We start from the raw sequence: 23770 nt of genomic DNA, 5'->3' as shown, positions 1-23770 counted from the left end.
TGTTACCGCCGTGAAAAGGCGGTGTCTTAACCCCTTGACCAACGGACCTGAGCTTTTTCAACTCTTTCTATTATACCCGCTTTTAGAATCTTGTCAACTAGTTTTTAAAAAATTAGTTGACAGAATTCTAGATTCACAAGTAGATGAGTAACTGAGATTACAATTCAGCAATTTGATTCAAGTTTACTTCTGCTACTGTATCATTACCAAACATTGAAATAATCATTTTCACTTTGTTATTATCAATTTCAGTAATTTTTCCTGTGTAATCAGCAAAGGCACCATCAATGATTCGAACTGTTTGACCAACTTCAACATTGATATCGAATTCTTGAACCGTTTGTCCCATTGATACCAAGATATCTCTGATTTCTTGTTCCAAAAGCGGAGTTGGTTTAGATCTGTTCCCGTGTGAGCCGACAAATCCCGTAACGTTTGGTGTATTACGAACTACAAACCAAGCTTCATCGGTCATAACCATTTCTACAAGGACATATCCTGGGAAGCGATTTTCTTCAACTTCTTTTTTCTTCCCATTTTTTTCAACTTGCACAGTTTGAGTTGGAATTTCCACACGTAGGATATTATCCAACATATTGTATGTTTGTGCACGTTGCAAGAGATTTTCTTTTACTTTATTTTCATAACCAGAATATGTTTGTAGGACAAACCATCCTTTATCAAAACTATCCATCTTTTTTCCTTTCTTAATGGTAAACTTCTTTCAGCCTATTTATACTATCTTAAAAAATGTTAATGAATCGGATTAATCCGCTAACGATTAACTGGTCAAAAATATAAATGATGACAACAAAGAAGGCAGTGTATTCCATGATAGATTTGAAATCTACCCAACTTTGTTTTCGAGTTGGCCAAGTTGTATCTTTAAGAAGTGTAAAGATATCCTTAATAAAACCCATTCTTATCTCCTATCTCGTTTCTCGATGTGTTGTGTATTTACCACAATGTTTACAAAATTTATTTACTTCTAAGCGAGTCGGTTTTGGATTCCCACTAATTTTAATTGAGTAGTTTCTTGAACCACAAACCGCACAAGCTAAACTTGCTTTTTTAAGTGCCATAGCGCCTCCATCCTATCTATTATAACAAGAATCCCTGTCTTTGACAAGTTAAATTGCACTCTGCATTTTCCTATTTTCAAAATAAAAAAAGCCTAGGAATAATCCTAGACTCTATTTTACATTATTTACCAAGATAGTATTCAGAAACTACGTTCAATTTTTCGTCAAATTCGAATACCAATGGTGGGAAGTTAGGGATTTCCACATCCATGATTTCGTCGTCTGATAATTGTTTGATGTGTTTTACAAGGGCGCGGATTGAGTTACCGTGTGCACCTACGAATACGTTTTTACCATCTTTAAGTGCTGGAGCGATTTTATCTTCCCAGAATGGAAGGGCACGTTCCAAAGTCACTTTCAAGTTTTCAGCATCTGGAATTACTGAGTCATCAAGTGAAGCGTAACGACGGTCAGTGTGAGCTGAGTGCTCATCATCACGAGGCATTGCTGGAGGCAATACATCGTATGAACGACGCCAGATGTGAACTTGCTCATCACCAAATTGTTCAGCAGCTTCAGCTTTGTTTTTACCAGTCAAACCACCGTAGTGACGTTCGTTCAAGCGCCATGATTTTTCAACTGGAACCCAAAGTTGGTCAGATGCTTCAAGTGCAAGGTTAGTTGTTTTGATTGCACGTTTCAATACTGAAGTGTAAGCTTGGTCAAATTCAATACCAGCTTCTTTAATCAATTTACCAGCATCGATAGCTTGTTGAGTACCTTTTTCAGAAAGATCTACGTCAGCCCATCCTGTGAAAAGGTTAGCTTTGTTCCATTCAGACTCACCGTGGCGAGCGAAAACCAATTTTACCATTAGTTGGATTCTCCTTTTATTTTTCGAGGTTGCCCTCGTTTATCTATTCTATTTTACACAATTATTCACAAAAAAGCTAGTTAAAATCAACGAAAAAGAGAAGAGCTCATGGACTCTTCCCTAAAAGATAATTTATTCTTCAATTCTAAATTGTTTCAAGCTTGCTAGGTACAAAGCTCCTCCGATGATAAGGACGATTCCACCAATCCATCCAAGAAAAGGAATCAAAGCAACTACAGAACCTACGATAAATAGAATCGATGGTGCTAGTGAAATACGATTGTCATCCTTATAGTAGACAAGTGAGAGGATTCCAAGAATGAGGGTTGCAATTTTCACTAAAGAAAAAACAATGAAAATAATGCCCAAAATTAGCCCTGCAGCATCTTCGTCTTCAGAAATGGCTGCAAGAAATACCATAAAAATTGGTAAGAAAGCTAAAATTGCCCCTGCAATAATACCAATAAAGCCATCTACTTGTGCTAGTGTTTTTGTCTTCATAAATATCTCCTTTTATTTTAATAAGGTATATTATACCATATTTTTATTAAAGTTTTTATTTTTTAAAAAAATACAGGAATTTCTCCTGTATTTTTGTTAGACTATTTAGCTTCAAATCCTTCTGCTACTGCATCTGCAAAATTTTCTTCGACGATGCTTGCACAGTGATCGCAGATAGTTGCATGGTAGCTACGTTCTGCTGTACTTGGATCGATACGGCGGCAACGGTCACAAACCTCACCAGCCGCACGCTCAACCGTGAAGGCTACATCTTCAAAGTTAACAGCGTCTTCTGGAGCTGGACCTTCAGCGATGGTCAATTTAGAGACAATCAAGAGTTGGGCTACATTGCTATCAACAGCTCCAAGAAGAGTTTTCACCACTTCATTTGGATAAACTGTCAAGTGAGCTTCAAGTGATTTACCGATCACTTTTTCATTACGTGCTTCTTCCAAAGCCTTTTGAGCTTGACCACGGAAGTTCATGAAGGCTGACCAGGCATCCAAGATTTCCTCTTGGTTGGCAAATGTTTGTGCTTCTGGCAATTCTGACAATTGAACAAAGTCTTCTGTTTCAAACTCGAGATATGACCAGATTTCTTCAGCAGTGTGTGGAAGAATTGGTGTCAAGAGTTTCGTGATTTTCACAAGAATATCATAAAAGACGGTTTGCATCTGACGGCGTTCAAGAGATTTTGGACCTTCGATGTAGACAACATCTTTGGCAAAGTCAAGGTAGAAAGCAGACAAATCAACGTTGATAAAGTTCACTAGGGCTTTATAGATTGTCAAGAATTCAAAGTTTGTATAAGCGTCACGAATAGTCTTAACAAGTTGATTAAAGCGAATAGTCATGTACTTATCAACAGAACGAAGTTCTTCGTAAGTTACTGCATCCTCAGCTGGGTTAAAATCAGATGTGTTAGCAATCAAGAAACGAAGTGTGTTACGGATCTTACGGTAAGTTTCAGAAACTTGACTCAAGATATCCATAGAGATACGTACATCGTTACTTGAGTCTACACTGGTTACCCAGAGACGCAAGATTTCCGCACCGAATTGTTTTTCAACATCGCTTGGAGCAATGGTATTTCCAAGAGATTTAGACATCTTCTCACCTTTACCATCCAAAGCAAAACCTTGCGACAAGATTTGTTTGTATGGCGCTACACCGTGGTTAGCCACAGAAGTGATAAGTGATGAGTTGAACCAACCACGGTATTGGTCTGAACCTTCTAGATAGAGGTCGGCTGGATATTTAAGCTCAGGACGGTTTACCACAACTCCATTCCATGATGAACCTGAGTCAAACCATACGTCCATGATGTCTGTTTCTTTCTTGAACTCACCATTTGGTGAACCTGGATGGGTAAATCCTTCTGGCAAGAGGTCTTTGGCATCACGTTCCCACCAGATGATGGAACCATGTTCTTCAAAGAGTTGGGCTGCATGCTCGATGGTTTCAGCTGTCATGATTGGTGTTCCGTCTTCTGCATAGAAGATTGGAAGTGGCACACCCCAAGCACGTTGACGAGAGATGACCCAGTCACCACGGTCACGAATCATGTTGTAAAGACGGATTTTACCCCATTCTGAATGAAACTTGACTTTTTCAATTTCGTTCAAGATTTCTTGGCGGAATTTTGATACAGAGGCAAACCATTGTGGCACGGCACGCCAGATGATTGGTTTTTTCGTACGCCAGTCAAATGGGTAGGAGTGAGAGATTTCTTCTTGAGCAAGGAGCAAGCTACCAAGTTTTTCAATAACTGTTGGCACAACCTTGTCATAGAATTGACCTTCGAACTCTGCACCTGCATTGGCCATCATGATCCCGCGTTCGTTAACAGTCACAGCAACTTCAAGCCCATTGGCAACACCGACATTGTAGTCATCCTCACCAAAACCAGGAGCTGTATGGACGATACCAGTACCAGAATCAGTTGTAACATGGTCACCAAGGATAACGAGTTCATCTACTGCTGTATCCCATGGATGCTCTGTCACAATTTGGTTCAATTCTGAACCACGGTAAGTAGCCAAAACTTGAACGTCAGACCAACCGAATTTCTCAGACAAGCTGTTCAACAATTCTGAAGCAACCACAAACTTACGAGGTTCACCAGCTGGTTGCACCAAGACGTAATCAATATCCGCACCAACAGTCAAACCACGTGAAGCCGTGATGGTGAATGGAGTTGTTGTCCAAACGACGATGTAAGTATCTGTATCAAGGACACCTTTACCATCTTTTACCTTGTTGGCATAGTAAAGTGATGTTGAAACCAAGTCATGGTATTCAATTTCCGCTTCAGCAAGCGCAGACTCAGATGACCAAGACCAATAAACGGGCTTCGCTCCACGGTAGATGTAGCCTTTATTAGCCATTTCACCGAAGACACGGATTTGCGCTGCTTCATAGTCAGGCGTCAAGGTCACATATGGATTTTCCCAGTCACCAGAAACACCCAATCGTTTAAAGTCTTCGCGTTGTTTATCTACTTGAGACAGAGCGTACTCACGGCAAAGTTTCAAGTATTCAACAAGGTCCATCTCTTTGCGTTTAACGCCTTGTTTTGCCAAGACTTGCTCAATTGGCAGACCGTGAGTGTCCCAACCTGGAATGTATGGTGCGTAGAATCCTGACATCGATTTTGAACGAACAATGATATCCTTTGAAATCTTGTTCATGGCATGTCCAACGTGGATGTTTCCGTTGGCATACGGAGGGCCATCATGAAGGGTGAAATGCGGTTTTCCTTCATTTAATTCTTGACGACGTTGATAAAGTTTAGCTTCATCCCATTCCTTTTGCCAAACTGGCTCTTTGGTCGGAAGACCGGCACGCATTGGAAATTCTGTTTTCCCAAGATTGAGGGTTTCTTTAAGTTTCATTAGTACTCCTTTAATGTAAATTGACAATATAAAAACCACGACTCGCAAAAAGGACGAAAATCGTGGTACCACCTTTGTTCGGAAAAAGACCTAGTCTCTTTCCCTCTTTTCCCGTAACGTGGGCAACGTCAAATCTTACTATTTTCAGATTTGATACTAAGAGAGGATGAATTTACCAACAGGGATTGTAGGACTTTCACCATCTCCTACTCGCTAGAAATGTGTTTGATAAATTCTTGTTCTCTAATGAGATTCTTATAAAATTAGAACTGATTCTTGTTGAGTGTCAGCATCATCTTGAGGTCCTTCCTCATGTGCTGGTTCAACAGGAGTTTCAGCAACTGGCTGAAGTTCAACTTCAGTTTCAGTTGACTCTTCAGCAGCTTGTTCAGCCTCTAACAATTCTTTGTTAGCTGCTTCAATACGCGCTTGTAGTTCTGCAACTTCTTCTGGAGAAAATTGACGAGTCATGTCAATTGGTTCTTCATCATGATATGAGGATACATCTTCACCTAGAACTTCTTGGACGACTTCCTTAAATGCTTCGTCGCTAGTTTGAAGATAAGTTGCAGTCGGACGCAAAATTTCTTCCCAATCTGATGAATCAACAATAGCCAACTGACTTTCGATTGTTGATTTCAAACGTTGGTGGAAGACGCGGCTCTTATTCTTCAACTCTTCAGTTTCTACAGCAACTTTTTTAGCATTATCTGTAGCTTGACGCAAAATTTCATTGGCTTTATACTTAGCTTCATCAAGTAAGCGTTGGGCATCTTGCTCAGCCTGCTTAATGATGTTATTAGAACGGTCATTCGCAGCTTGTTTCACACGTTCAGCTGTGTCTTGGGCAATCAAAACTGATTGACTCAATGAATCCTTAATCTCATCAAAATACGACAAACGTTCTTCTAAGTTTTTAATGTGTTGTTCTTTTTCATGATTGCTTCGTACAAGTGCTTCATAGTCACGAACAACAATATCTAAAAATTCATCAACTTCTTCACGGTTAAAACCTCTAAACTGAACACCAAAGGTTTTATCCTTAATTTCTAACGATGTAATTGGCATATTTTTCCTCACTTATTTAATAAAAAATAGAATCATTAATTGCTTCTGGTTCTTGCTCGTTTGTTACTGTTCTCTTAGGAATATCATTCGTATAATAGGAAAGACGTTCTTCTAGCTTTTTGATGTAGAGTTCCGTTTCCTCTTTGTTTCGGATTAATTCCTCTAATTCAAAATAAATCTTATCTAGAAATAGGTCAACTTCTTCCTGATTGTAGCCTCTAAATGATCTTGAGAAAGCTTTATCACTAATTTCTTGTGGTGTAATTGACATATTTATTCTCACTTGCTTAATAGTAGCTGGACTGTTAATTTTTTCTTATCCTTTTTGGTTTGACCATTTTCTTTAAGTAAGATAATTCGACCAAAGCGTCTGACGCTGATTAAATCACCAAATTTTACCGGATAGTCCGATTTTTCAACTATATGATAGTTGACTTGAACCAACTTTTTTTCAACCAGAGCCGAAGTTTGGGAACGAGATAATTTCAATATGCTAGATAAGAAGGCATCCAGTCGAAGACTTGAAACCAAGACTTCTTTTTCTTGATAGTCATCTTTGGATTCTATCATATCTGAAAAAGGACGTTCTACTAAACTTACAGGCAACTTGGAAATCTTTTGAATTCCATCTTGGAAAAGAGTGGTAAATCTTCGATCGACAATAATTTGGGCTTTATCTTCTGTCACCAGAATGTCTCCGAATAACTTACGGTCAATACCTAGTCGATTGAGAACTGTACCCAATATCTTTGAATGGGTCAGTTGCTGAAACTTGCTGGGATACACGATCTCAAGCAAGGTCATTTCAAAATCTTCCAAACTTGGCGTGAAGTAATCGGGCGCTAAAATAACCCTAGCGTACTCCGAAGAGATATAACTCGTACTAGAGAAGACTTTTATCCCTCTATTATTTCCTAAAGTTTCCAAGATAAATACTTGGTGAGGATTTATAAAAGGAGATAAAATCGGTGCATAGTGCTCCTCGACTTGACTCAACCATTCCAACCCCTTATCGATGAATGGAATATCCTCCGTTGCGAAATGTTGGTAAAGTTCCTTGCTCATAATACGACCAGCAAATTGATGAGATAGCGGCTAATCATGCGTAAGAGAATTAGAGCTATCCAAACCGAGAAATCCAAACCTGCGATTTGAAGAGGTAGACATCTTAGAGGTTCAAGAATTGGTTTACACAAAGTCTCTAAAAATTTCCCCAACTGTGTGTTATAGGCATTTGGAAACCATGATAATAGAGCAAAAGCTACAAGTATCAGCGAATAGATATCTGTAGCATTTTGGATAAAACGAATTATTAGAAACATTAACGTACTCTATTTCTCTTCATGTCAAAGTCGTATTCTTCGCTTTGAGCTTCTTCAGGTAAACGAATATCTTCAATGTTTACCACAACACCAACAGGTGTCAAAAGATACATTGTGTTCGCTACTTTTCTTAACTCACCAGCAAGGACATGACGTGCTCCATCCAAGTAATCCAAACAACGACGAGCTTGAACTTCTGTCATATATTGGAAGTCAATCAAGATACTTTCATTTCCAGCCAACAAATCAACAATATCTGTTGCATCTTCGTAACGGCGTGGGTAACGAACATCGATGGTTACTTTTTCAGTAGAGCGATGGCTTTCAATTGCTAGTTGTTGCTGACGTGCATGAAGTTTTGTAATGTTTTTCTCTTTTGTTTCAACTGAAGAAGATTCTTGAGCAGCAGCTTGCTGTGGCAATTCTCTTTTTTGAGGCACCGAAACTAGTGAACGTTCAGGTTGTGCAGCTACAACTTCTGAAGCAACTTCATCTCCATCTTCTGTAAAGTAATCTATAAATTTATCAAATTTATCTTTTAATGACATGATTATTTCCTATTTAAAAAATGCTGTACCAATTCGAACAAAAGTCGAGCCACATTGAATCGCTTCTTTGTAGTCACGACTCATTCCCATACTTAGTTCTGTCATTGGCATATTGGGGAATTGTTGTTCACGAATGTATTGTTGCAACTCTTGCGTTTCTTTAAAGATTTTTTGCAACTCTTCTGTTTGGGCCTCAAAGGGAGCCATGGTCATGAGACCAACATACTCGATTTGATCCAAGCTAGACAAGTCTGGCAAGACTGTCAATAGTTCTTCTTTTGAAAAACCATGCTTGCTTTCCTCTCCAGAAATATTGACCTGCAAAAAACATTTAACTGTTCGATCGGCACGTTTTTGAATCTCTTGGGCTAATTTCAAAGAATCTAAAGCGTGAAAATAATCAACATAAGGAATGATATCCTTAACTTTTCTTCTTTGTAAGCTACCAATCAAGTGCCAAGTAACATCTTTATCACTTAAAGCATGATACTTTTCAAGAAATTTGTCGACACGGTTTTCACCGATGTGTTTGACTCCTTGGTCAATCAAATTTGCTGCAGTTGCAATATCAACATATTTTGTTACGGCAATTACAGAAACCGAACCGTCTTCACGGCCGGTTTCTTGAATTGCTTTTGTAACCTGGTGAAATACCTGATTTGTATTTTCTTTTAAATCCATCTCTATTAACGGTTTTTAAAGAATGGTGGTGTTTCCAATTCATCTTCGTCAGAAGCTGGTGCTTCGAAACGTTCAACTGGTGACACGACTGATTCACCTTGACGAACAATTGAATCACGTCTCAAGTCCCAGTCACCAAAAGCTGATGCTTTAGGCGCTTCAGTGTGACGTTGTGAAGGAGTTGGAAGTTCAGCTGTTTCTGCCAAATCAAAATGACGGTCATAAGTGTGTGTATGTCCAGATTTTACTGGTTCACGGAATGACGCTTGTCTTGGTTGTGGCGCTACAACTTTTTCGACTGCATCTTGACGAACTCCAGTTGCAACAACAGTTACACGGATTTCATCTTTCATTGATTCATCAATAGAAGTACCGAGCCAGATATTTACGCCATGTCCAGCAGCTTGATTGACGATTTCAGAAGCTTCTTCTGCTTCAATCAAAGTCATATCCAAACCACCAGTTACGTTAACGATAACATCTTCTGCTCCATCAATAGTTGTTTCAAGAAGTGGTGAGTAGATAGCTTTACGAGCCGCTTCGATAACACGCTCTTCTCCGCTACCGATACCGATACCCATGAGGGCATTTCCTTTGTTTGCCATTACTGTCTTCACGTCTGCGAAGTCCAAGTTGATCAAACCAGGATTTGTAATCAAATCTGTAATCCCTTGAACACCTTGACGAAGAACGTTATCTGCTTCAGACAAAGCTTCAAGAAGTGGAGTTTTCTTGTCAACAATTTCTAATAAGTTGTTGTTTGAGATAATCAAGAGAGTATCAACATGTTCACGAAGTTCGTTGATCCCTTGGACTGCGAATTGACCACGCTTGCTTCCTTCGAAACCGAATGGACGTGTCACAACACCGACAGTCAAAGCACCTAAACCTTTAGCGATACGAGCGATAACTGGTGCAGCACCTGTACCAGAACCACCACCCATACCAGCAGTGATGAAGACCATATCTGCACCACTGATAGCTTCAGTAATTACTTCTTCGCTTTCTTCAGCAGCCTTACGACCAACTTCAGGCTGTCCTCCAGCACCAAGTCCGCGAGTTAATTTTGGACCAAGTTGGATAACTGTTTCAGCTTTTGTACTGCTCAAGGCTTGTACATCTGTGTTGGCTGCGATGAACTCAACACCTGAAACGCCTTCGTCAACCATGCGGTTAATGGCGTTTCCACCGCCACCACCGACACCAATTACTTTAATTACTGCACCTTGTGCTGCTGCTGTATCAAATGAAAATGTCATATTTTATCCCTCTATCCTATTCATCAAACATGCTTCCGATTAAGCTACGGAATCGCTCAGTTAATTTTGGTTTCTCTTCTGATTGATTTGGAGTTGCTGATTCAGCAGTATAAGTTGGTTCTGCTGATTCAGTTGAAGTTGTACCAAACACTGAGCGTTGAGAAGCTGCAGGTTTTTCCTGACTTGAAGTTCTGAAATCAATTGGTTGTTGACGTAGAACTTGATCTCCTCTGATAGCTCTTTGAGCCAAAACATTCACTTCTGTAAGACTTCCAGCAAATTCTGACAAACTAATCACATGAGCAAATGCAGGATTGCGGATACCTACTTGGTTTGGAACATAAAGTTTCACACGAACTCCAAGTACTTCTTGGGCAAGCTCAACGATACCTGGTAGAATAGCATTCCCACCAATCAGAGCAATACCACCCGGCAAGTCCAACAAATGTCTTCTTTCCAAATCTTGTTTGATTTGTTCAAAGATGTGTTTCAATCTAGCTGAAATAATTTGAGCCAAGTATTCTTCTGTAACTTCAACAGGTTCTACTTCACCAATCACTTCAACTTGGAAAGTTTCTTTGCTTGCAAGTTGCGGATAAGCTTCACCGTAGTTAAGCTTCAAACCTTCTGCAATTTTCTTAGAAGTTTTAAGAACTTTTGAAATGTCCTTAGTGACGTAATCGCCACCTTCTTGGTAAACATTTGTGTATTGTAGTTCTTGATTACGGATAGTAGCAACACTTGTTTGGCCACCACCCATATCAATAACAGTCGCTCCAAACTCACGTTCGCCTTCGTTAAGAACAGAGTTTACAATTGCAAGCGGTGAAATAATCACGTTATCAACTTGAACTCCAACACGTTCTACAGTTTTACGAAGGTTGTGAAGAATGGTTCTTGGACCTGTATAGAGAAGCCCACGCATTTCCAAACGAACACCCATCATACCACGTGGGTCACGAATACCTTGGAAACCGTCTACTACAAATTCTTCTGGCACAAACGTAATCACTTCACGATCAGGTGTCATACTCTTAGTCAAAGCCGATTTGACAACATTCTCAACATCTTGATCTGTAATTTCTTTTGTATCTGATGTTACAGGAATCATTCCTTGAGTTGGTTCCACTTGCAACAAGTTTGCTGGAAGTCCAACATTTACGGATTTAATTGAAATCCCTGCTTTTTCTTCTGCTTGAGAAATAGCAGATTTGATAGCCGTTGCTGCGGCTTCGATGTCAACGATAATCCCATCCTTGACACCTTTACTTTTGGCGTTGCTAACACCGATTACATTTACTTCACCATCTACAAGCTCAGCAACTAACACTTTAATTGAGCTTGTTCCAATATCTAAGCCTGTAAAGAAACCATTTCTAGTCATTACATTGCGTCCTCTCTATCTTCCAAGTTTCACACTTTGATTTTTTAACAGCTACAAGAAGGCATAGCTATTCACAGAATATTATATCACAAAAATCCGATTCGTGCCTAATTTTTTTGTGATTTTATCGAAGGTTTTTCATTAAATTTATTTTAATATTCCATTACAAGTCCCTCTTTTTTATTTTTTCTATGAAAAACAGTGTAAAAATGTCAGAAAAGCTGAAAAATGCTGTGTAATTTATTGTATTTTTCAAGTAATTTCATGCCAACTTCATTTCAATTTTGCGTTAAGATGAAATACTTAAATTGTCCCTAAAAACTAATCGCTTCTTCTCTAACTTATATACTAGAAGATTAACTTTGTAACAAAAATAAGAAGTCCAAAAAGACTTCTTATTTTGTTAATTTTTTAAGAGCACTGGTTAGATAAAAACCATCTCGTATTTTTTTACCAATATTTTTTGCATTTGCAACCAATTCTTGATAATCGGCATCTGATAGATTTTCAATCGTGTTTTTTAAATCATGAAGAGACTCCACTGCAACACCACAGTTCTTCTCAAGCACAAAGTGAGACAAGGCAGACTGTTTCCACACTACAAGCGGGAATCCAGATGCCAAATAAAGGGATGCCTTGTGAGAATTGTTATAACGGAGGTACTCTCCGAAAACACCACTACATGTTTCAGCACTATCACCATCCCATACAAGCCCAAAACCACCCTCAAGGGCTGCAGGAAGTTCGTCTGGCAAGAAAGAACCAAAGTAAGCCTCATTCTCTAAAGCTCTACTCTCATCAAAACCGACACCATAGAGATTGTAGGCCGGTCTAGCAGGCAATTGATAAAGGTAACCTGCTTTTTCTTGGGCTAAATTCCCTGCTACAATGATTGGTTGATCCTTTGATAGACCATCTTTCTCTTGGTAATTCGGAATGAGGTAGTCAAAAATTTCTAAACTAACTAGTTTGTGCTCTGGGAGCCCCTTCTCCACCAATACTGATTTCATAATCGGATTATGAGCAATCACTCCATCAGCCACCTTCAATAGACTCGATTCTTGAAGATGGACTCGAATCTTATGCTTCAAAGGTACTGTATCCAGATTGGCATAGCGCAAAGCTTCCAAATCATGGATAATAAAATAGACTTGTACCCCTCTTCGCTGGATTTTTCTTACCAAGCGAGTGGTGAAAAAACTATGATGGAGCATGGGGAATTGAATCAATAATTGATCCCCTGATTTCAACTGAGAAAAAGCTTGAGCTAGAGCTTTTGCCTTGTGTCGTTGGGCTTTAACGGTTCCCATTTGATACCAATCCTCAACTGTTAACAACAAGGGTTGATAGCCTTCTCGTTTGACAATTTCCTCGACATCATTTCTGGCCTTATTTCCAGCGTTTCGAGCACCAGAATCTTTTAAAAACTCTTCTTTTAGAAAATACTTCATGAATCACTATTTCTTTCAATCAAATTCATTTGCTACGACTTCCAAAGCACGCTCAATAACCACGTGCATGTCGTAGTATTTATAGTCTGCCAAACGTCCACAGAAGATAACCTTATCATTTTTGGTTGCTTCTTCTTGGTACTTAGCAAACATAGCGTTGTTCTTTTCATCGTTGATTGGGTAATATGGTTCATCTCCACGTTTCCAATCAGCTGGGTATTCACGTGTGATAACTGTCTTAGGTTGTGTACCATATTCGAAGTGCTTATGCTCAATGATACGAGTATAAGGAATCTCACGCTCGGTGTAGTTGACCACGGCATTTCCTTGATGATTTTCCTCATCCAAGACTTCGTGTTCAAAACGAAGACTGCGATACTCCAACTCACCGTGTTTGTAGTCAAAGTACTGGTCAATCATCCCTGTAAAGACAACTTTATCAGCTGATGCTTCAAGCTCTTCACGATTAGCAAAGAAATCAACGCCAAGCTCTACTTCCACATCACCAAGCATATTTTCAATGATGACGTTGTATCCACCGATTGGAATTCCTTGGTAACGGTCATTAAAGTAGTTGTTATCAAAGGTCAAACGAACTGGTAGACGTTTGATGATAAATGGTGGAAGATCTGTAGCAGAACGGCCCCATTGTTTTTCGGTATAGCCCTTAATCAACTTTTCATAGATATCTGGGCCAATCAACTTGATAGCTTGTTCTTCCAAGTTCTTAGGCTCAACATCCTTCATGTCAGCCGTTTGCTCGGCAATCTTATCCTTGACTTCTTGTGGTGTCTTAGTTCCCCACATAGCGTAGAAGGTATTCATGTTGAAAGGAAGATTGTAGAGGCTGCCCTTGTAGTTAGCCACTGGTGAGTTGATATAGTTATTGAATTCAGCGAATTGGTTGACATAATCCCAAACCTTTTTGTTTGAGGTATGGAAAATGTGGGCACCATACTTGTGGATATTGATGTCTTCAACATTTTCACAGTAGATATTTCCACCGATGTGATCACGTTTGTCAATCACTTTTACTTTTTTACCACGTTTTGTAGCTTCGTGTGCGAAGATTGCTCCAGACAAACCTGCACCAACAATTAAATAGTCATACATATTAAAACTCCGTTAATGAACTCTACAATTTCTTATTAATGCTGACTCCGGGCCAGCAAACGTTATTTTTTCTTTCTTAGAAAGGACTCTTAGCATCTATTAAAGCCTCCTAAAGTCTAGTACTAGAACTAGGTCGCATTTAATTTAGTAATATCATTCGATTCTTTTTTACTAAAAGTATTTGTTGTAAATAGTAAAAACATGAATATATTATATGTAGGAACAAACCAAAAGGCTTCAATCATACAGTTAAAAGCAATCAATGATAAAATCGCAACGAATAAATATTGACCATCCTTATACTGTTTTCTCGAGGCGACAACATAAATTACGATCAATAGGACTACAGGAACTATTCCATATGTAAATAACATCTGCACATAAGAAGAATCTACATAGTTATACCCAATTACAGATTCTGTTTTTCCACCTGATCCGATAAATTGAACGTTTCTAGTCCCAAATAGATGCACTTCAAATGTAGTAAATGCATTCCTGCCTAGAGCCAGCCTTCCCGTAATTAATTTGTTTATCGATACTAAAAATGGATTAGACCAAGAAAACTTGTATGACAAATAGGTAACAATTGATGCGAATATAACAGCCGAATATGGGAACAAGGCAAATATCTTTAGTTTTTTCTCTTTGCTGTAATAAAAATAAATGAAAATAACTGTCGCTAACAAGATTGACAAAGCATTTAAACGTGCATCACAGTATTTTATAATGAAAGCTGATAGCAAGACACCAAACAGAGATCTGGTCCATATAAATTTATCTTTTAGAAGATAGGAAATTGCTAAAAATAGATAGAAGCAATGTGATGCAAAGTCCGTAGGATAAATAAACCCAAACGAATTTCGAATAACTCCCGCACGATTATATTGTAGATTAGGAACTATGCCAGCAAGTGATAAAAGAAAAACTCCAACTACGAGAATACCAGCTACAACTACATAGTTCCTCAAAACTACTTTCATATCTACATTAACCAAGAGGACTAGTAGCATCGAATAGACTAGAAAATTAAGTCTATTCGTTTGAAAATACACTAAAACCCCCGAAAGCAACAATAGAATAGAAAGTATTAGATATTTGTATGAGACCCGCATTTTATACAAAAAACGAAGCCCTAAAAGCAATACAACCAAAAATAGGAAATTTACTTTGACTTGAAAAAAAGTCCTATCCAGCATCGTAGTTGATATGGTATTAAAAAATACCACTACAGATACAACAATGCTGACTAGTAGGTTTTCAAATTTAATTTTTATCATATTTTTTGAAAAAGAATCATACAGAGTGATTTATAAGAAAAAGAAATATGGAATTGAATGAGAAAAAATAATATTTCTTTAATCTTCTAGTTCACTTATACTCTTCTATCCTCCCTTTCCTAACTATTTAATCAACCAAAGCGAATTTAATCTATACAAGAGTTCATTTTACAATAAGACTATAAGCTACTGAAATTTCTATTTATTCCATTCAATTTCACTTATTCAATAACTGCTGTTTCAACTCTTTTGGACTAATTACCTTTAAGAATAGTATTTGAAAAATGTAAAGTATCGCTCCTATTGTAGCAAATACCATAACATTTATAACAGGCGTAAAATTCACTGTAGTTTTTACAACGAATAGTACACCGTACATGAGAGCTGATGCTCCTATAATTTTAACTGTCGAAGCTAGAAGAGGCACTTCCTTTAAATAGTTTCTGGTAAAATACAGTTGAATAGCCCATACTAAGGCTTCTGTTAATACAGAAACAATGGCTGCTCCGATATAACCTAATTTAGGTAGTAATAATAAATTTAAACCGACACTCACAATAGCTGGAATAGTTGTCGAAATCATAAATTCTTTATTTTTATTATGTGGAATCAAAATTTGAATACCCATAATATTTGTCCAGCCAATAAAGAACATTCTAAAAATCATAATTGCTATCGCATATTTAGCATCTTGGAAATCCTGTCCTAAGAAAAATTGCACGAAATCATCATTAACAATTAACATTCCTGCTATTATAGGAAAAATGACTAAATTGTATATTAAGAAAGACATCTGATGCATTTTGTTTACAGCCTTGTGATCTCCAGTTGATAGGAGATTGGCAACACGAGGAAGCATTACGCTTCCTAACGAAGTCACTAGTGTAAGCAAAATATTGACCAATTTTAAGGCTTGGTCATAAATTCCGACGTCTTTAGTTGAGGCTAATGCCCCTAGCATAGTACGATCCAAAGTAACATATAGCGAAATAGCTATTTGCGGCAAAAACAAGAGAACAACTGGTTTCAAGTGTTGTTTAGCATAGGACCAATCAAAATGTGGTTTCCCGATAAATTCTCTAGCTGGCAACCACATACTAAACTGCCCCAATAATTCAAATATTGTTAGCAAAAACACATAAAGATATAAATCATTTGCTGATTTTACAAATAAGAAGATTGAAATGACACCGACCAGTTTAACAGTAATATTTCTAACTGTTATCTTGCGAAAATCCTCTAACCCTTGAAATAACCAGGAGATATCCATCCCTTTAGATACCAGACTCAAGCCCAAAATATATGCAACGGGATTTTGCATAAATGACAAGGACATACATAAGAGAATGTATAAGCATATTGACAGAATGGTCGCACCAAACTGCAAGGTGTATATGCCCCAAAAGTTTTTTCTGATATCTTTACGATGGCCTGAAATTTCTTTTGTACCATAATTGGCCACGCCCAATGTCGCCAATAAAATAAAGTAGGTTACAATTGAATTGAAATAACCATAAGTACCTAAATCAGTTGAACTAAATACCCTAGTTACATAAGGTGTTGTTATAATAGGAAGAATTATCACTAGTAGCTGGTAAGAGAGATTATATGCATAATTTTTTAAAATCTTCATTCTTACCTAACTCATCTTCTCTCTAATTTTTTCATACAGTTTTGGAGAAACCAAAAGCATCAAGTATTTCACTTTATTTTTCCTTGTAACATTTGAATTCAGAATAACATCTTTGAAATATTGAATGTATTCTTTTCTAATTTTATTAACTTCAGCATACATATCTGAACTAAGCATAGCATGTACAATATGCAGACCATTAAAAACATAGCGAACATTCAAGGCTCTTCTCATATCCCTATCACCTGAATAGTCTCGTTCAACATAACTTATATTCCATTCCATTGCCTTGTAAAAATCTAAGAGACGATCACTATACTTAGAATTTACAATACTTCCTGGTCTTCGATAGTATTTATAAAGATTTAGATCACTAACAGCAATATTTTCACAGGAAGCAATATGCTCATAAGCAAGAGCTAAATCTTCATACAACATCCCATTAGGATATGGAAACCTTAATAAAATTTCTTTCTTATATAGTTTACCACCTGAATGTGTCCCAACATAATTTCCATAAAACATTTGTTCTAAAGCTGTTCGACGATCTAATTTTCCAGAATATTTCTCTCTGAAATCTCCTAGGAAATCGCTATTTTCATAGTTTCTAACTTCAATCACTGGAGTTGCTACAAGATCAACTCTATACTTATCTCTAAGTTCTACTAAATATTCAATGGCTCTATGGTCATAATAATCATCTGAATCAATGAAAACAATCCAATCTGTTGAAGATTCTTTTACCCCAGTATTGCGGGCATTGGATAATCCCCCATTTTCAATATGCAGAACTTTTATTCTGTCATCTTCTTGAGCATATTGGTCACAAATTTCTCCTGAAGAATCTGTAGAACCATCGTCTACCAGTATAATTTCTATATTTTTATAGGTCTGTTGTCTTAGACTGTCTACACAATAGCTTAAGCAATCTTCGACATTGTATACTGGTACAATAATAGAAACCTTATCCATTATCCCTATCCTTCCAAAATGATATTGACGATTCTTTCACAAGCTTTTCCATCTCCATAAGGGTTGCTAGCCTTACTCATCTTGTTATATTCTATTTGGTTTTCTAAAAGAAGCTTAAAATTAGAGTAAATATTTTCTTCTTCCGTACCCACTAATTTTAATGTTCCAGCCGCAATCCCCTCTGGACGCTCTGTTGTATCACGCATGACTAAAACAGGCTTCCCTAACGATGGAGCTTCTTCTTGAACTCCACCAGAATCTGTTAAAATCATGTAGCTTTGATTCATGAAATTATGGAAATCAATAACTTCTAAAGGTTCAATGATTTTCATGCGTTCATTATCCCCAAAGACTTTACTTGCCAATTCACGAACTTTAGGGTTTTTATGAATTGGGTAAACAACTTTTACATCTTCAAATTCATTTAAAATACGATTAACAGCATTAAACATATTTTCCATTGGTTGTCCAAGATTTTCACGTCTGTGAGCTGTCAACATAATCAACTTACTATCCTTAGCCCACTCTAAAATTGGGTGATTGTAATCATCCTGAACAGTTGTCTTTAAAGCATCAATAACCGTATTACCTGTTACAAAAATATTCTCTCTTCCCTCTTTTAGAAGATTGTCTTTAGCCACTTCTGTTGGCGCAAAATGATAATCTGCAATGATAGAAGTTGTCTGACGATTGAACTCCTCAGGGAATGGACTTTGAAGATTGTAGGTTCTTAAACCTGCTTCCACGTGTCCAACTTTAATCCCCATATAAAAGGCTGCCAAGGCCGTTGCGAAAGTTGTTGTCGTATCTCCGTGAACAAGCACAATATCTGGTTGTTCTTGTTCAAGCACTGCTTGAATTTTATCTAGAATACTGGTCGTGATTGAAAATAAGGTTTGGTTTGCCTTCATAATCCCTAAATCATAGTCTGGTACTACTTTAAAAACGTCCAAAACCTGTTCAAGCATTTCCTTATGCTGTCCAGTCACGCAGACAAGAGTCTTAATTGAGTCATTTTTCTTCAACTCATTTACTAAGGGACACATTTTGATTGCTTCTGGGCGCGTCCCAAAAACCAACATGACTTTTTTCATTTTGATTCTCCCTTTAGTTCTCTATACAGTTCCCTATAGTTCTCCAAGAATAAAGGATAACTAAATTTATTTTCATAGTCTTTCTTTGCTTGACTAGCAAGTTCCTGTCTTAGTGTTGCATCTGTAGCTAATTTATCAATAGCAGATGCCAGAGCAGCAGAGTCTTTTGCCGGAACTAGAACCCCATTTTTATTTGTTACTACTTCGTTTAATCCCGGTATATCCGTCGCAACTAAGGTTTTGCTATTCATAAATGCCTCAATAGCAACTAGGCCAAATCCTTCAAATACTGAAGGTAAAACACAAAAATCAAAACTATTAATACATTCCACAATATCCTTGCGATATCCTAAAAAAATTACCGAATCTTGAAGGTCTAGCTCTTTAACCTTGTTTTCCAATTCTTCTCGAAGCTCACCTTCACCAACGATAAATAATCGAATATCCTTAATAGTCAGTAAAGACATAGCATCAATAAGATAAGTCAAACCTTTTTGTTCAGATAACCTAGCAATACAGCCAAGTTTAATCCCACTATAACTGATAATCTCATCGACCTGGTCATTCGTTTCTTTTAAAACGACTCCATTATAAATAACCCTACTATCAGTAATTCCTACGTCTTCTTTTAGGTTTTTATTTACCGCCTCTCCTACTGCTACACTTTTAGCATTTTTTAAAGCAAATCTATATAGAGGTAATTTATCCTTAAAGACATTGTGAGCTGTATAAATGTGTTTTAATTTTGAATTAAAAAGCTTTAATAATCGGATATAAAAAGCAGCCATCCGGTGATGAGTGTGGACTATAGTAATCTCATTGTTTTTGATAATCTGGTGAATAGAATATAGAAGCTTTAATACTGTCAGTGGATTTTTACTATCAATATCTATAATTTTATGATGTTGAATACCTTTAGCAGCAAGATTGCTCTCCCAAATTCCACCTGTAGATGCGACATGAACACTGTCAAACTCATCTTTCAAATCTGAGCTCAACTGGTAAACAATACGCTCTGCACCACCGATATCCATGGTACGTGAAATATGTAAAATATTATTTTTTTGATTTTCGTTTTTCATCTAAAACTCGCTTAATAAAAGTGGCATTCCCTACAAAATAACGTTTAAAGAGACGTTTAGGTTCATTTGCCACTCGGAACAGCCATTCAAGATGCACATTTTGCATCCAGAGAGGAGCTCGTTTAATATGGCCAGATAAAACGTCAAAGCTACCTCCAACTCCCATAAAGACAGAATTAACACCTTGATCCATAAATTTTTGAATGATGTATTCTTTCTTGGGAGAGGTAATCCCAACAAAAACAAAATCAGGATTTTTCTCTCGGATATCTTCTTGAATACCGTATTCATCTTCTTCAGAAAAATAACCATTACGATATCCAAGGACTCGTAAATTTGGATAGTCTTTCTTAAAGATTTCTAGCATGTCTATTAAAACTTCTTCCTTGGCACCAAAAAAATAAACCGAATAAGACTTTTCATTGGCCAACAAGAGCAATCTTTGCATCAAATCAATCCCAGCAACTCTCTCAGGAACTTGATAACCCAAAAAGCGGGAAGCAAGAACAACTGAAGCTCCATCTGCATTAATAATCTCAGAAGCGTTCACTATCTTTTTAATAGATTCATCTGTTTGACATTGATTAATTTTGTCTGCGTTCACCCCCATTAGATGGAGTGGCCGTTGCTCAAGAACAAATTTTTCAACAGCTTGGACAGTTTCGTCCATTGTTAAGGGGTCAATTCTGACCCCCATTAAATTAAAACTATTCAATTTAATCTCCCCACGTAGACTCAAAATGACCCTTCCGTTCAGCTTCTTTTGGTAGTTGCATGTAATCACCATATATTTTTGTCAAATATTCATCAGGATTTGCATGACAACTAATTTGTAAGTTTTCAAACTCTAGTAATTGCGGTTCCCCGAACACTTCTTTTCTTGCGAGTTCTCGCTCGCGGTAAGAACCTAAGACATTTCCAACCATGGTACTAGTCTCGTAATCATATTGTTTAATGATATTTTGTAATTTTTTATTAATTTTTGAAGTGTTTAAGAGCTTATTTAATTTTAAGGCTTTGGAAACTTTCACAATTGCATTTTCGAACAAGCCTCTATCTCTTTCATGCAAACGATCGATGACAGAAATTTTAGACAAGGCACGATACAATTTTATTTTATTCGTATGCAACCAGTACTGGATCCCATCTTCTGGATAACCATCTAAGGGAAAGATATCAATAAAGGGACTACACCATTCATTGCCAAATTGAATTTGGATTGAAGTATCCATAATCGAAGTATTACCTAGATTATCGTCGTGAAGTCTTAAAATAACACTTTCAGGAAGCTCTTGCTCACAGATTGACAAGAATTTTTCATAATCTTTTCTGGGCATTCCTAAATCCATATCATCATCCCATGGGATAAATCCTTTATGACGAATGGCACCGAGTAATGTCCCACCCAAGGCGTAATAACGCAAATTATGTCTTTTACAAAGATCGATATAACTTTCTAAAAGAGTTAACTCTCCTAATTGAATTTCTCTCACTTTATTCATAGAATCATTTTGCTCCATCTCTCATCAGCACTACTTTTATTGTTTTTAATAAAATTTCAAAATCTTTCCAGATTGTCCAATCATCGATATAGGCCACATCTAGTTTGACAACATCATCAAAGTTGGTAATTTCACTACGACCACTAATTTGCCACAAGCCAGTAATTCCTGGTTTGAAACTCAAACGACGTTTTTGTTCAGGTGTGTATTTTTCGTATTCGTCCACTGTTGGAGGTCGAGTTCCTACTAGGCTCATATCACCAATCAACACATTCCAAAATTGGGGCAGTTCATCCAAACTTGTCTTTCGAATAAAGTGTCCAATTTTGGTAACACGAGGGTCATTGTCCATCTTAAACATACCACCCTGCATGGTATTTTGATCCATCAATTGCTGCTTGATTTCTTCCGCATCTACTCGCATAGACCGGAATTTATAAAAAGTGAAATGACGACCATTTTTCCCTATTCGAGTTTGAGAAAAGATTGCTGGTCCACCATCTTTTCGAATCATTGGAACAAGGACTATGCTTACTAGTCCACAGATGATTAACCCAACAATTGCCCCTAAAATATCAATAATTCGTTTGGCAACTATGTGGCTTGGTTTATATAAGTTTGTAGAAAAAGTTACTACATTTAATCCAGCCATCTCATGGATCTGTTTATTTCTACCTAAATTCTTATCAAAGGCATTTAAATTTACAGTAACATCAATTCCCATTGTTTCAAATTGTGAAATAATGCTACCGATATCATAATCCTCACTAGGCAGGTTCACAAAAACTTCGTCCACAACCTCATGAGTTGCATAATTAATGAGATTTTCTCGAGGAATAACCGTTACTTTATCATGTTTGAAATCCGGTTTGTCTAGTACACTCACAGCGACAAGTTTCCCACCGACATCAGTTGCACTCAACAACCGATCTATCACCTTTTCAATTCGGGATGTCGCAGTAATCAAAATAATTTTACGACTCCCTTTTAAATTGTGATTAAAATGCACCCAATATTTTTTGATAACAAAACTCAGGATATAATTAAACACTCCGTACAAAGATAGGAAGTAAATCATACCACGCCTTGAAATAACAAATTGGTCTTTCAGGAAAAAACTAGAAAAACTAATCAGCAATGCAAAAAAGATGATGTATTTTACTATCTCTATCAATTCGACGGATTGACTGCGTTTAAAAAAATCCTTTCCGTAGCCACTGATATAGAAGGCTGCAAAATGAAGAAAATACAGAACAAAAACCGTTTTTGCAACAATTTCTGTTTCAGATACAGAGATTAGTATATAAGCCAATATACTGACTAGTATACTCTGCAAAAACGCTAGAGTTACGTTGTAGAAACCCCTTCCTTCCATTTTTTACTCCCTTTTTTTCCTACTTATTTCTTCCCGTATGAACCGTAGTTCCCGTATGAACCATATGAACCATATTTTTCAAGCTGAATATTAAATTTATTCAGAATAACTCCTAAGAATGGTGTTCCTGTTTGCTCTAGCTGATCTTTAGCTTTCTGAACTTCTCTCCGTTTTGTTGCAGAAGCTTCAGTTACCAGGATAGAGGCATCACATTTTTGTACGATAATAGCCGCATCAATGACAACACCGATAGGGGCTGTATCCACAATGATATAGTCAAAGTATTTGCGTAAAGTCTCAATCATTGCTTCAAATTTGTCACTTTGAAGAAGAGCAGTCGGATTTGGTGAAACAGCTCCTGATTGAATGACAAACAAGTTTTCTACGTTTGTTTCACACAAACCATGAGATAAATCTTTGGTTCCTGATAAGTAGTCTGTCAAACCTGTAATTTTTTCTCGAGATTTAAAGACACCTGACATTACCGAATTACGAATATCGGCATCGATAAGGAGTGTCTTATAGCCTGCACGCGCGAATGCCCAAGCTATGTTGGTTGAAGTAGTCGACTTCCCTTCTCCAGGTCTAACTGAAGAAAGGGCAATCACTTTGAGACCATCTCCACTCAACTGGATATTGGTCCGTAGTGCGTTATAATACTCCTCAGCTTTTTTTACAGAGTGTAATCGTTGTTCTGATAATTCTAACTTTACCATAT

At 37.3% G+C, this 23770-nt stretch carries 25 protein-coding genes and 1 pseudogene; all 26 read right to left on the bottom strand.

Annotated elements, in window-relative coordinates; all coding sequences use genetic code 11:
* Positions 1–157: 157 nt before the first annotated feature.
* Complete coding sequence (nusG, locus tag K1I61_RS08035) at positions 158–694, bottom strand: transcription termination/antitermination protein NusG (protein ID WP_004254102.1); 537 nt, start codon at positions 692–694, stop codon at positions 158–160.
* A 49-nt stretch (positions 695–743) separates the two neighbouring features.
* Positions 744–920, bottom strand: a complete 177-nt coding sequence (gene secE / locus K1I61_RS08030) for a preprotein translocase subunit SecE (protein WP_004254104.1) — start codon at positions 918–920, stop codon at positions 744–746.
* A gap of 9 nt (positions 921–929) precedes the next feature.
* On the bottom strand, positions 930–1082 hold the full coding sequence (gene rpmG, locus K1I61_RS08025) for a 50S ribosomal protein L33 (protein WP_001809375.1): 153 nt from the start codon (positions 1080–1082) through the stop codon (positions 930–932).
* 121 nt (positions 1083–1203) lie between these two features.
* Complete coding sequence (locus K1I61_RS08020; RefSeq protein WP_004254105.1) at positions 1204–1896, bottom strand: phosphoglycerate mutase; 693 nt, start codon at positions 1894–1896, stop codon at positions 1204–1206.
* 132 nt (positions 1897–2028) lie between these two features.
* The gene (locus K1I61_RS08015; RefSeq protein ID WP_223334507.1) at positions 2029–2397 is read right to left on the bottom strand and encodes a hypothetical protein; all 369 of its coding nucleotides are present in this window, start codon (positions 2395–2397) and stop codon (positions 2029–2031) included.
* A 101-nt stretch (positions 2398–2498) separates the two neighbouring features.
* Positions 2499–5291 (bottom strand): isoleucine--tRNA ligase, encoded by a 2793-nt coding sequence (ileS, locus tag K1I61_RS08010; protein ID WP_223334509.1) that lies wholly within the window; start codon positions 5289–5291, stop codon positions 2499–2501.
* Between the two features lie 255 nt (positions 5292–5546).
* Positions 5547–6359, bottom strand: coding sequence for a DivIVA domain-containing protein (locus K1I61_RS08005; RefSeq protein ID WP_223334511.1), 813 nt, complete (start codon positions 6357–6359; stop codon positions 5547–5549).
* 16 nt (positions 6360–6375) lie between these two features.
* Positions 6376–6630: a DivIVA domain-containing protein gene (locus K1I61_RS08000; RefSeq protein ID WP_223334513.1), complete on the bottom strand. Its 255-nt coding sequence runs from the start codon at positions 6628–6630 to the stop codon at positions 6376–6378.
* Positions 6631–6638: 8 nt separating this feature from the next.
* A complete protein-coding gene (locus K1I61_RS07995; RefSeq protein WP_223334515.1) occupies positions 6639–7424 on the bottom strand; it encodes a YlmH family RNA-binding protein in 786 nt (261 codons plus the stop codon).
* The gene (locus tag K1I61_RS07990) at positions 7421–7681 is read right to left on the bottom strand and encodes a YggT family protein (RefSeq protein ID WP_223334517.1); all 261 of its coding nucleotides are present in this window, start codon (positions 7679–7681) and stop codon (positions 7421–7423) included. Before K1I61_RS07990 ends, K1I61_RS07995 begins: the two co-directional genes overlap by 4 nt.
* On the bottom strand, positions 7681–8229 hold the full coding sequence (locus tag K1I61_RS07985; RefSeq protein ID WP_223334519.1) for a cell division protein SepF: 549 nt from the start codon (positions 8227–8229) through the stop codon (positions 7681–7683). The genes K1I61_RS07990 and K1I61_RS07985 overlap by 1 nt, the downstream gene beginning before the upstream one ends.
* A 9-nt stretch (positions 8230–8238) precedes the next feature.
* Entirely contained in the window at positions 8239–8910 is a 672-nt protein-coding gene (locus K1I61_RS07980) for a YggS family pyridoxal phosphate-dependent enzyme (protein WP_223334521.1), read from the bottom strand.
* Positions 8911–8915: 5 nt separating this feature from the next.
* On the bottom strand, positions 8916–10169 hold the full coding sequence (ftsZ, locus tag K1I61_RS07975) for a cell division protein FtsZ (protein ID WP_223334523.1): 1254 nt from the start codon (positions 10167–10169) through the stop codon (positions 8916–8918).
* A 16-nt stretch (positions 10170–10185) separates the two neighbouring features.
* On the bottom strand, positions 10186–10371 hold the full coding sequence (locus K1I61_RS09055) for a cell division protein FtsA C-terminal domain-containing protein (RefSeq protein ID WP_390899508.1): 186 nt from the start codon (positions 10369–10371) through the stop codon (positions 10186–10188).
* A pseudogene (gene ftsA / locus K1I61_RS07970) lies at positions 10362–11553 on the bottom strand (cell division protein FtsA); the annotation flags it as partial. The pseudogene ftsA and the gene K1I61_RS09055, both read right to left, overlap by 10 nt.
* A gap of 395 nt (positions 11554–11948) precedes the next feature.
* Positions 11949–13004: a glycosyltransferase gene (locus K1I61_RS07965; protein ID WP_223334527.1), complete on the bottom strand. Its 1056-nt coding sequence runs from the start codon at positions 13002–13004 to the stop codon at positions 11949–11951.
* A 15-nt stretch (positions 13005–13019) separates the two neighbouring features.
* Positions 13020–14117: a UDP-galactopyranose mutase gene (gene glf / locus K1I61_RS07960; RefSeq protein ID WP_223334529.1), complete on the bottom strand. Its 1098-nt coding sequence runs from the start codon at positions 14115–14117 to the stop codon at positions 13020–13022.
* Positions 14118–14245: 128 nt separating this feature from the next.
* Positions 14246–15394 carry a polysaccharide polymerase gene (locus tag K1I61_RS07955; protein ID WP_223334531.1) on the bottom strand — a complete coding sequence of 383 codons (1149 nt, stop codon included), beginning with the start codon at positions 15392–15394 and terminating at the stop codon, positions 14246–14248.
* Positions 15395–15611: 217 nt separating this feature from the next.
* Complete coding sequence (locus K1I61_RS07950) at positions 15612–17027, bottom strand: flippase (RefSeq protein ID WP_223334533.1); 1416 nt, start codon at positions 17025–17027, stop codon at positions 15612–15614.
* A 6-nt stretch (positions 17028–17033) separates the two neighbouring features.
* Complete coding sequence (locus K1I61_RS07945; RefSeq protein WP_223334535.1) at positions 17034–17999, bottom strand: glycosyltransferase family 2 protein; 966 nt, start codon at positions 17997–17999, stop codon at positions 17034–17036.
* A gap of 5 nt (positions 18000–18004) precedes the next feature.
* On the bottom strand, positions 18005–19093 hold the full coding sequence (wecB, locus tag K1I61_RS07940) for a non-hydrolyzing UDP-N-acetylglucosamine 2-epimerase (RefSeq protein WP_223334537.1): 1089 nt from the start codon (positions 19091–19093) through the stop codon (positions 18005–18007).
* On the bottom strand, positions 19090–20175 hold the full coding sequence (locus K1I61_RS07935; protein WP_223334539.1) for a glycosyltransferase family 4 protein: 1086 nt from the start codon (positions 20173–20175) through the stop codon (positions 19090–19092). The genes wecB and K1I61_RS07935 overlap by 4 nt, the downstream gene beginning before the upstream one ends.
* Complete coding sequence (locus K1I61_RS07930; protein WP_223334654.1) at positions 20150–20872, bottom strand: WecB/TagA/CpsF family glycosyltransferase; 723 nt, start codon at positions 20870–20872, stop codon at positions 20150–20152. Before K1I61_RS07930 ends, K1I61_RS07935 begins: the two co-directional genes overlap by 26 nt.
* A 19-nt stretch (positions 20873–20891) precedes the next feature.
* The gene (locus K1I61_RS07925; RefSeq protein ID WP_223334541.1) at positions 20892–21677 is read right to left on the bottom strand and encodes a LicD family protein; all 786 of its coding nucleotides are present in this window, start codon (positions 21675–21677) and stop codon (positions 20892–20894) included.
* A 4-nt stretch (positions 21678–21681) separates the two neighbouring features.
* A complete protein-coding gene (locus K1I61_RS07920) occupies positions 21682–23052 on the bottom strand; it encodes a sugar transferase (RefSeq protein WP_223334543.1) in 1371 nt (456 codons plus the stop codon).
* A gap of 23 nt (positions 23053–23075) precedes the next feature.
* Complete coding sequence (locus K1I61_RS07915; RefSeq protein WP_223334545.1) at positions 23076–23768, bottom strand: tyrosine-protein kinase; 693 nt, start codon at positions 23766–23768, stop codon at positions 23076–23078.
* Positions 23769–23770: the final 2 nt, after the last annotated feature.

The organism is Streptococcus infantis (genome assembly GCF_019929665.1).
GTDB classification, from domain to species: domain Bacteria; phylum Bacillota; class Bacilli; order Lactobacillales; family Streptococcaceae; genus Streptococcus; species Streptococcus infantis_H.
Note: the sequence above shows the minus strand (reverse complement) of the source record. Positions and strands in the feature narration are given on the sequence as shown.

Excerpts from the sequence above, each read along its gene's own strand:
- nusG (WP_004254102.1), bottom strand. The coding sequence starts at position 694 with ATGGATAGTTTTGATAAAGGATGGTTTGTCCTACAAACATATTCTGGT.
- secE (WP_004254104.1), bottom strand. The coding sequence starts at position 920 with ATGGGTTTTATTAAGGATATCTTTACACTTCTTAAAGATACAACTTGG.
- rpmG (WP_001809375.1), bottom strand. The coding sequence starts at position 1,082 with ATGGCACTTAAAAAAGCAAGTTTAGCTTGTGCGGTTTGTGGTTCAAGA.
- K1I61_RS08020 (WP_004254105.1), bottom strand. The coding sequence starts at position 1,896 with ATGGTAAAATTGGTTTTCGCTCGCCACGGTGAGTCTGAATGGAACAAA.
- K1I61_RS08015 (WP_223334507.1), bottom strand. The coding sequence starts at position 2,397 with ATGAAGACAAAAACACTAGCACAAGTAGATGGCTTTATTGGTATTATT.
- ileS (WP_223334509.1), bottom strand. The coding sequence starts at position 5,291 with ATGAAACTTAAAGAAACCCTCAATCTTGGGAAAACAGAATTTCCAATG.
- K1I61_RS08005 (WP_223334511.1), bottom strand. The coding sequence starts at position 6,359 with ATGCCAATTACATCGTTAGAAATTAAGGATAAAACCTTTGGTGTTCAG.
- K1I61_RS08000 (WP_223334513.1), bottom strand. The coding sequence starts at position 6,630 with ATGTCAATTACACCACAAGAAATTAGTGATAAAGCTTTCTCAAGATCA.
- K1I61_RS07995 (WP_223334515.1), bottom strand. The coding sequence starts at position 7,424 with ATGAGCAAGGAACTTTACCAACATTTCGCAACGGAGGATATTCCATTC.
- K1I61_RS07990 (WP_223334517.1), bottom strand. The coding sequence starts at position 7,681 with ATGTTTCTAATAATTCGTTTTATCCAAAATGCTACAGATATCTATTCG.
- K1I61_RS07985 (WP_223334519.1), bottom strand. The coding sequence starts at position 8,229 with ATGTCATTAAAAGATAAATTTGATAAATTTATAGATTACTTTACAGAA.
- K1I61_RS07980 (WP_223334521.1), bottom strand. The coding sequence starts at position 8,910 with ATGGATTTAAAAGAAAATACAAATCAGGTATTTCACCAGGTTACAAAA.
- ftsZ (WP_223334523.1), bottom strand. The coding sequence starts at position 10,169 with ATGACATTTTCATTTGATACAGCAGCAGCACAAGGTGCAGTAATTAAA.
- K1I61_RS07965 (WP_223334527.1), bottom strand. The coding sequence starts at position 13,004 with ATGAAGTATTTTCTAAAAGAAGAGTTTTTAAAAGATTCTGGTGCTCGA.
- glf (WP_223334529.1), bottom strand. The coding sequence starts at position 14,117 with ATGTATGACTATTTAATTGTTGGTGCAGGTTTGTCTGGAGCAATCTTC.
- K1I61_RS07955 (WP_223334531.1), bottom strand. The coding sequence starts at position 15,394 with ATGATAAAAATTAAATTTGAAAACCTACTAGTCAGCATTGTTGTATCT.
- K1I61_RS07950 (WP_223334533.1), bottom strand. The coding sequence starts at position 17,027 with ATGAAGATTTTAAAAAATTATGCATATAATCTCTCTTACCAGCTACTA.
- K1I61_RS07945 (WP_223334535.1), bottom strand. The coding sequence starts at position 17,999 with ATGGATAAGGTTTCTATTATTGTACCAGTATACAATGTCGAAGATTGC.
- wecB (WP_223334537.1), bottom strand. The coding sequence starts at position 19,093 with ATGAAAAAAGTCATGTTGGTTTTTGGGACGCGCCCAGAAGCAATCAAA.
- K1I61_RS07935 (WP_223334539.1), bottom strand. The coding sequence starts at position 20,175 with ATGAAAAACGAAAATCAAAAAAATAATATTTTACATATTTCACGTACC.
- K1I61_RS07930 (WP_223334654.1), bottom strand. The coding sequence starts at position 20,872 with ATGGGGGTCAGAATTGACCCCTTAACAATGGACGAAACTGTCCAAGCT.
- K1I61_RS07925 (WP_223334541.1), bottom strand. The coding sequence starts at position 21,677 with ATGAATAAAGTGAGAGAAATTCAATTAGGAGAGTTAACTCTTTTAGAA.
- K1I61_RS07920 (WP_223334543.1), bottom strand. The coding sequence starts at position 23,052 with ATGGAAGGAAGGGGTTTCTACAACGTAACTCTAGCGTTTTTGCAGAGT.
- K1I61_RS07915 (WP_223334545.1), bottom strand. The coding sequence starts at position 23,768 with ATGGTAAAGTTAGAATTATCAGAACAACGATTACACTCTGTAAAAAAA.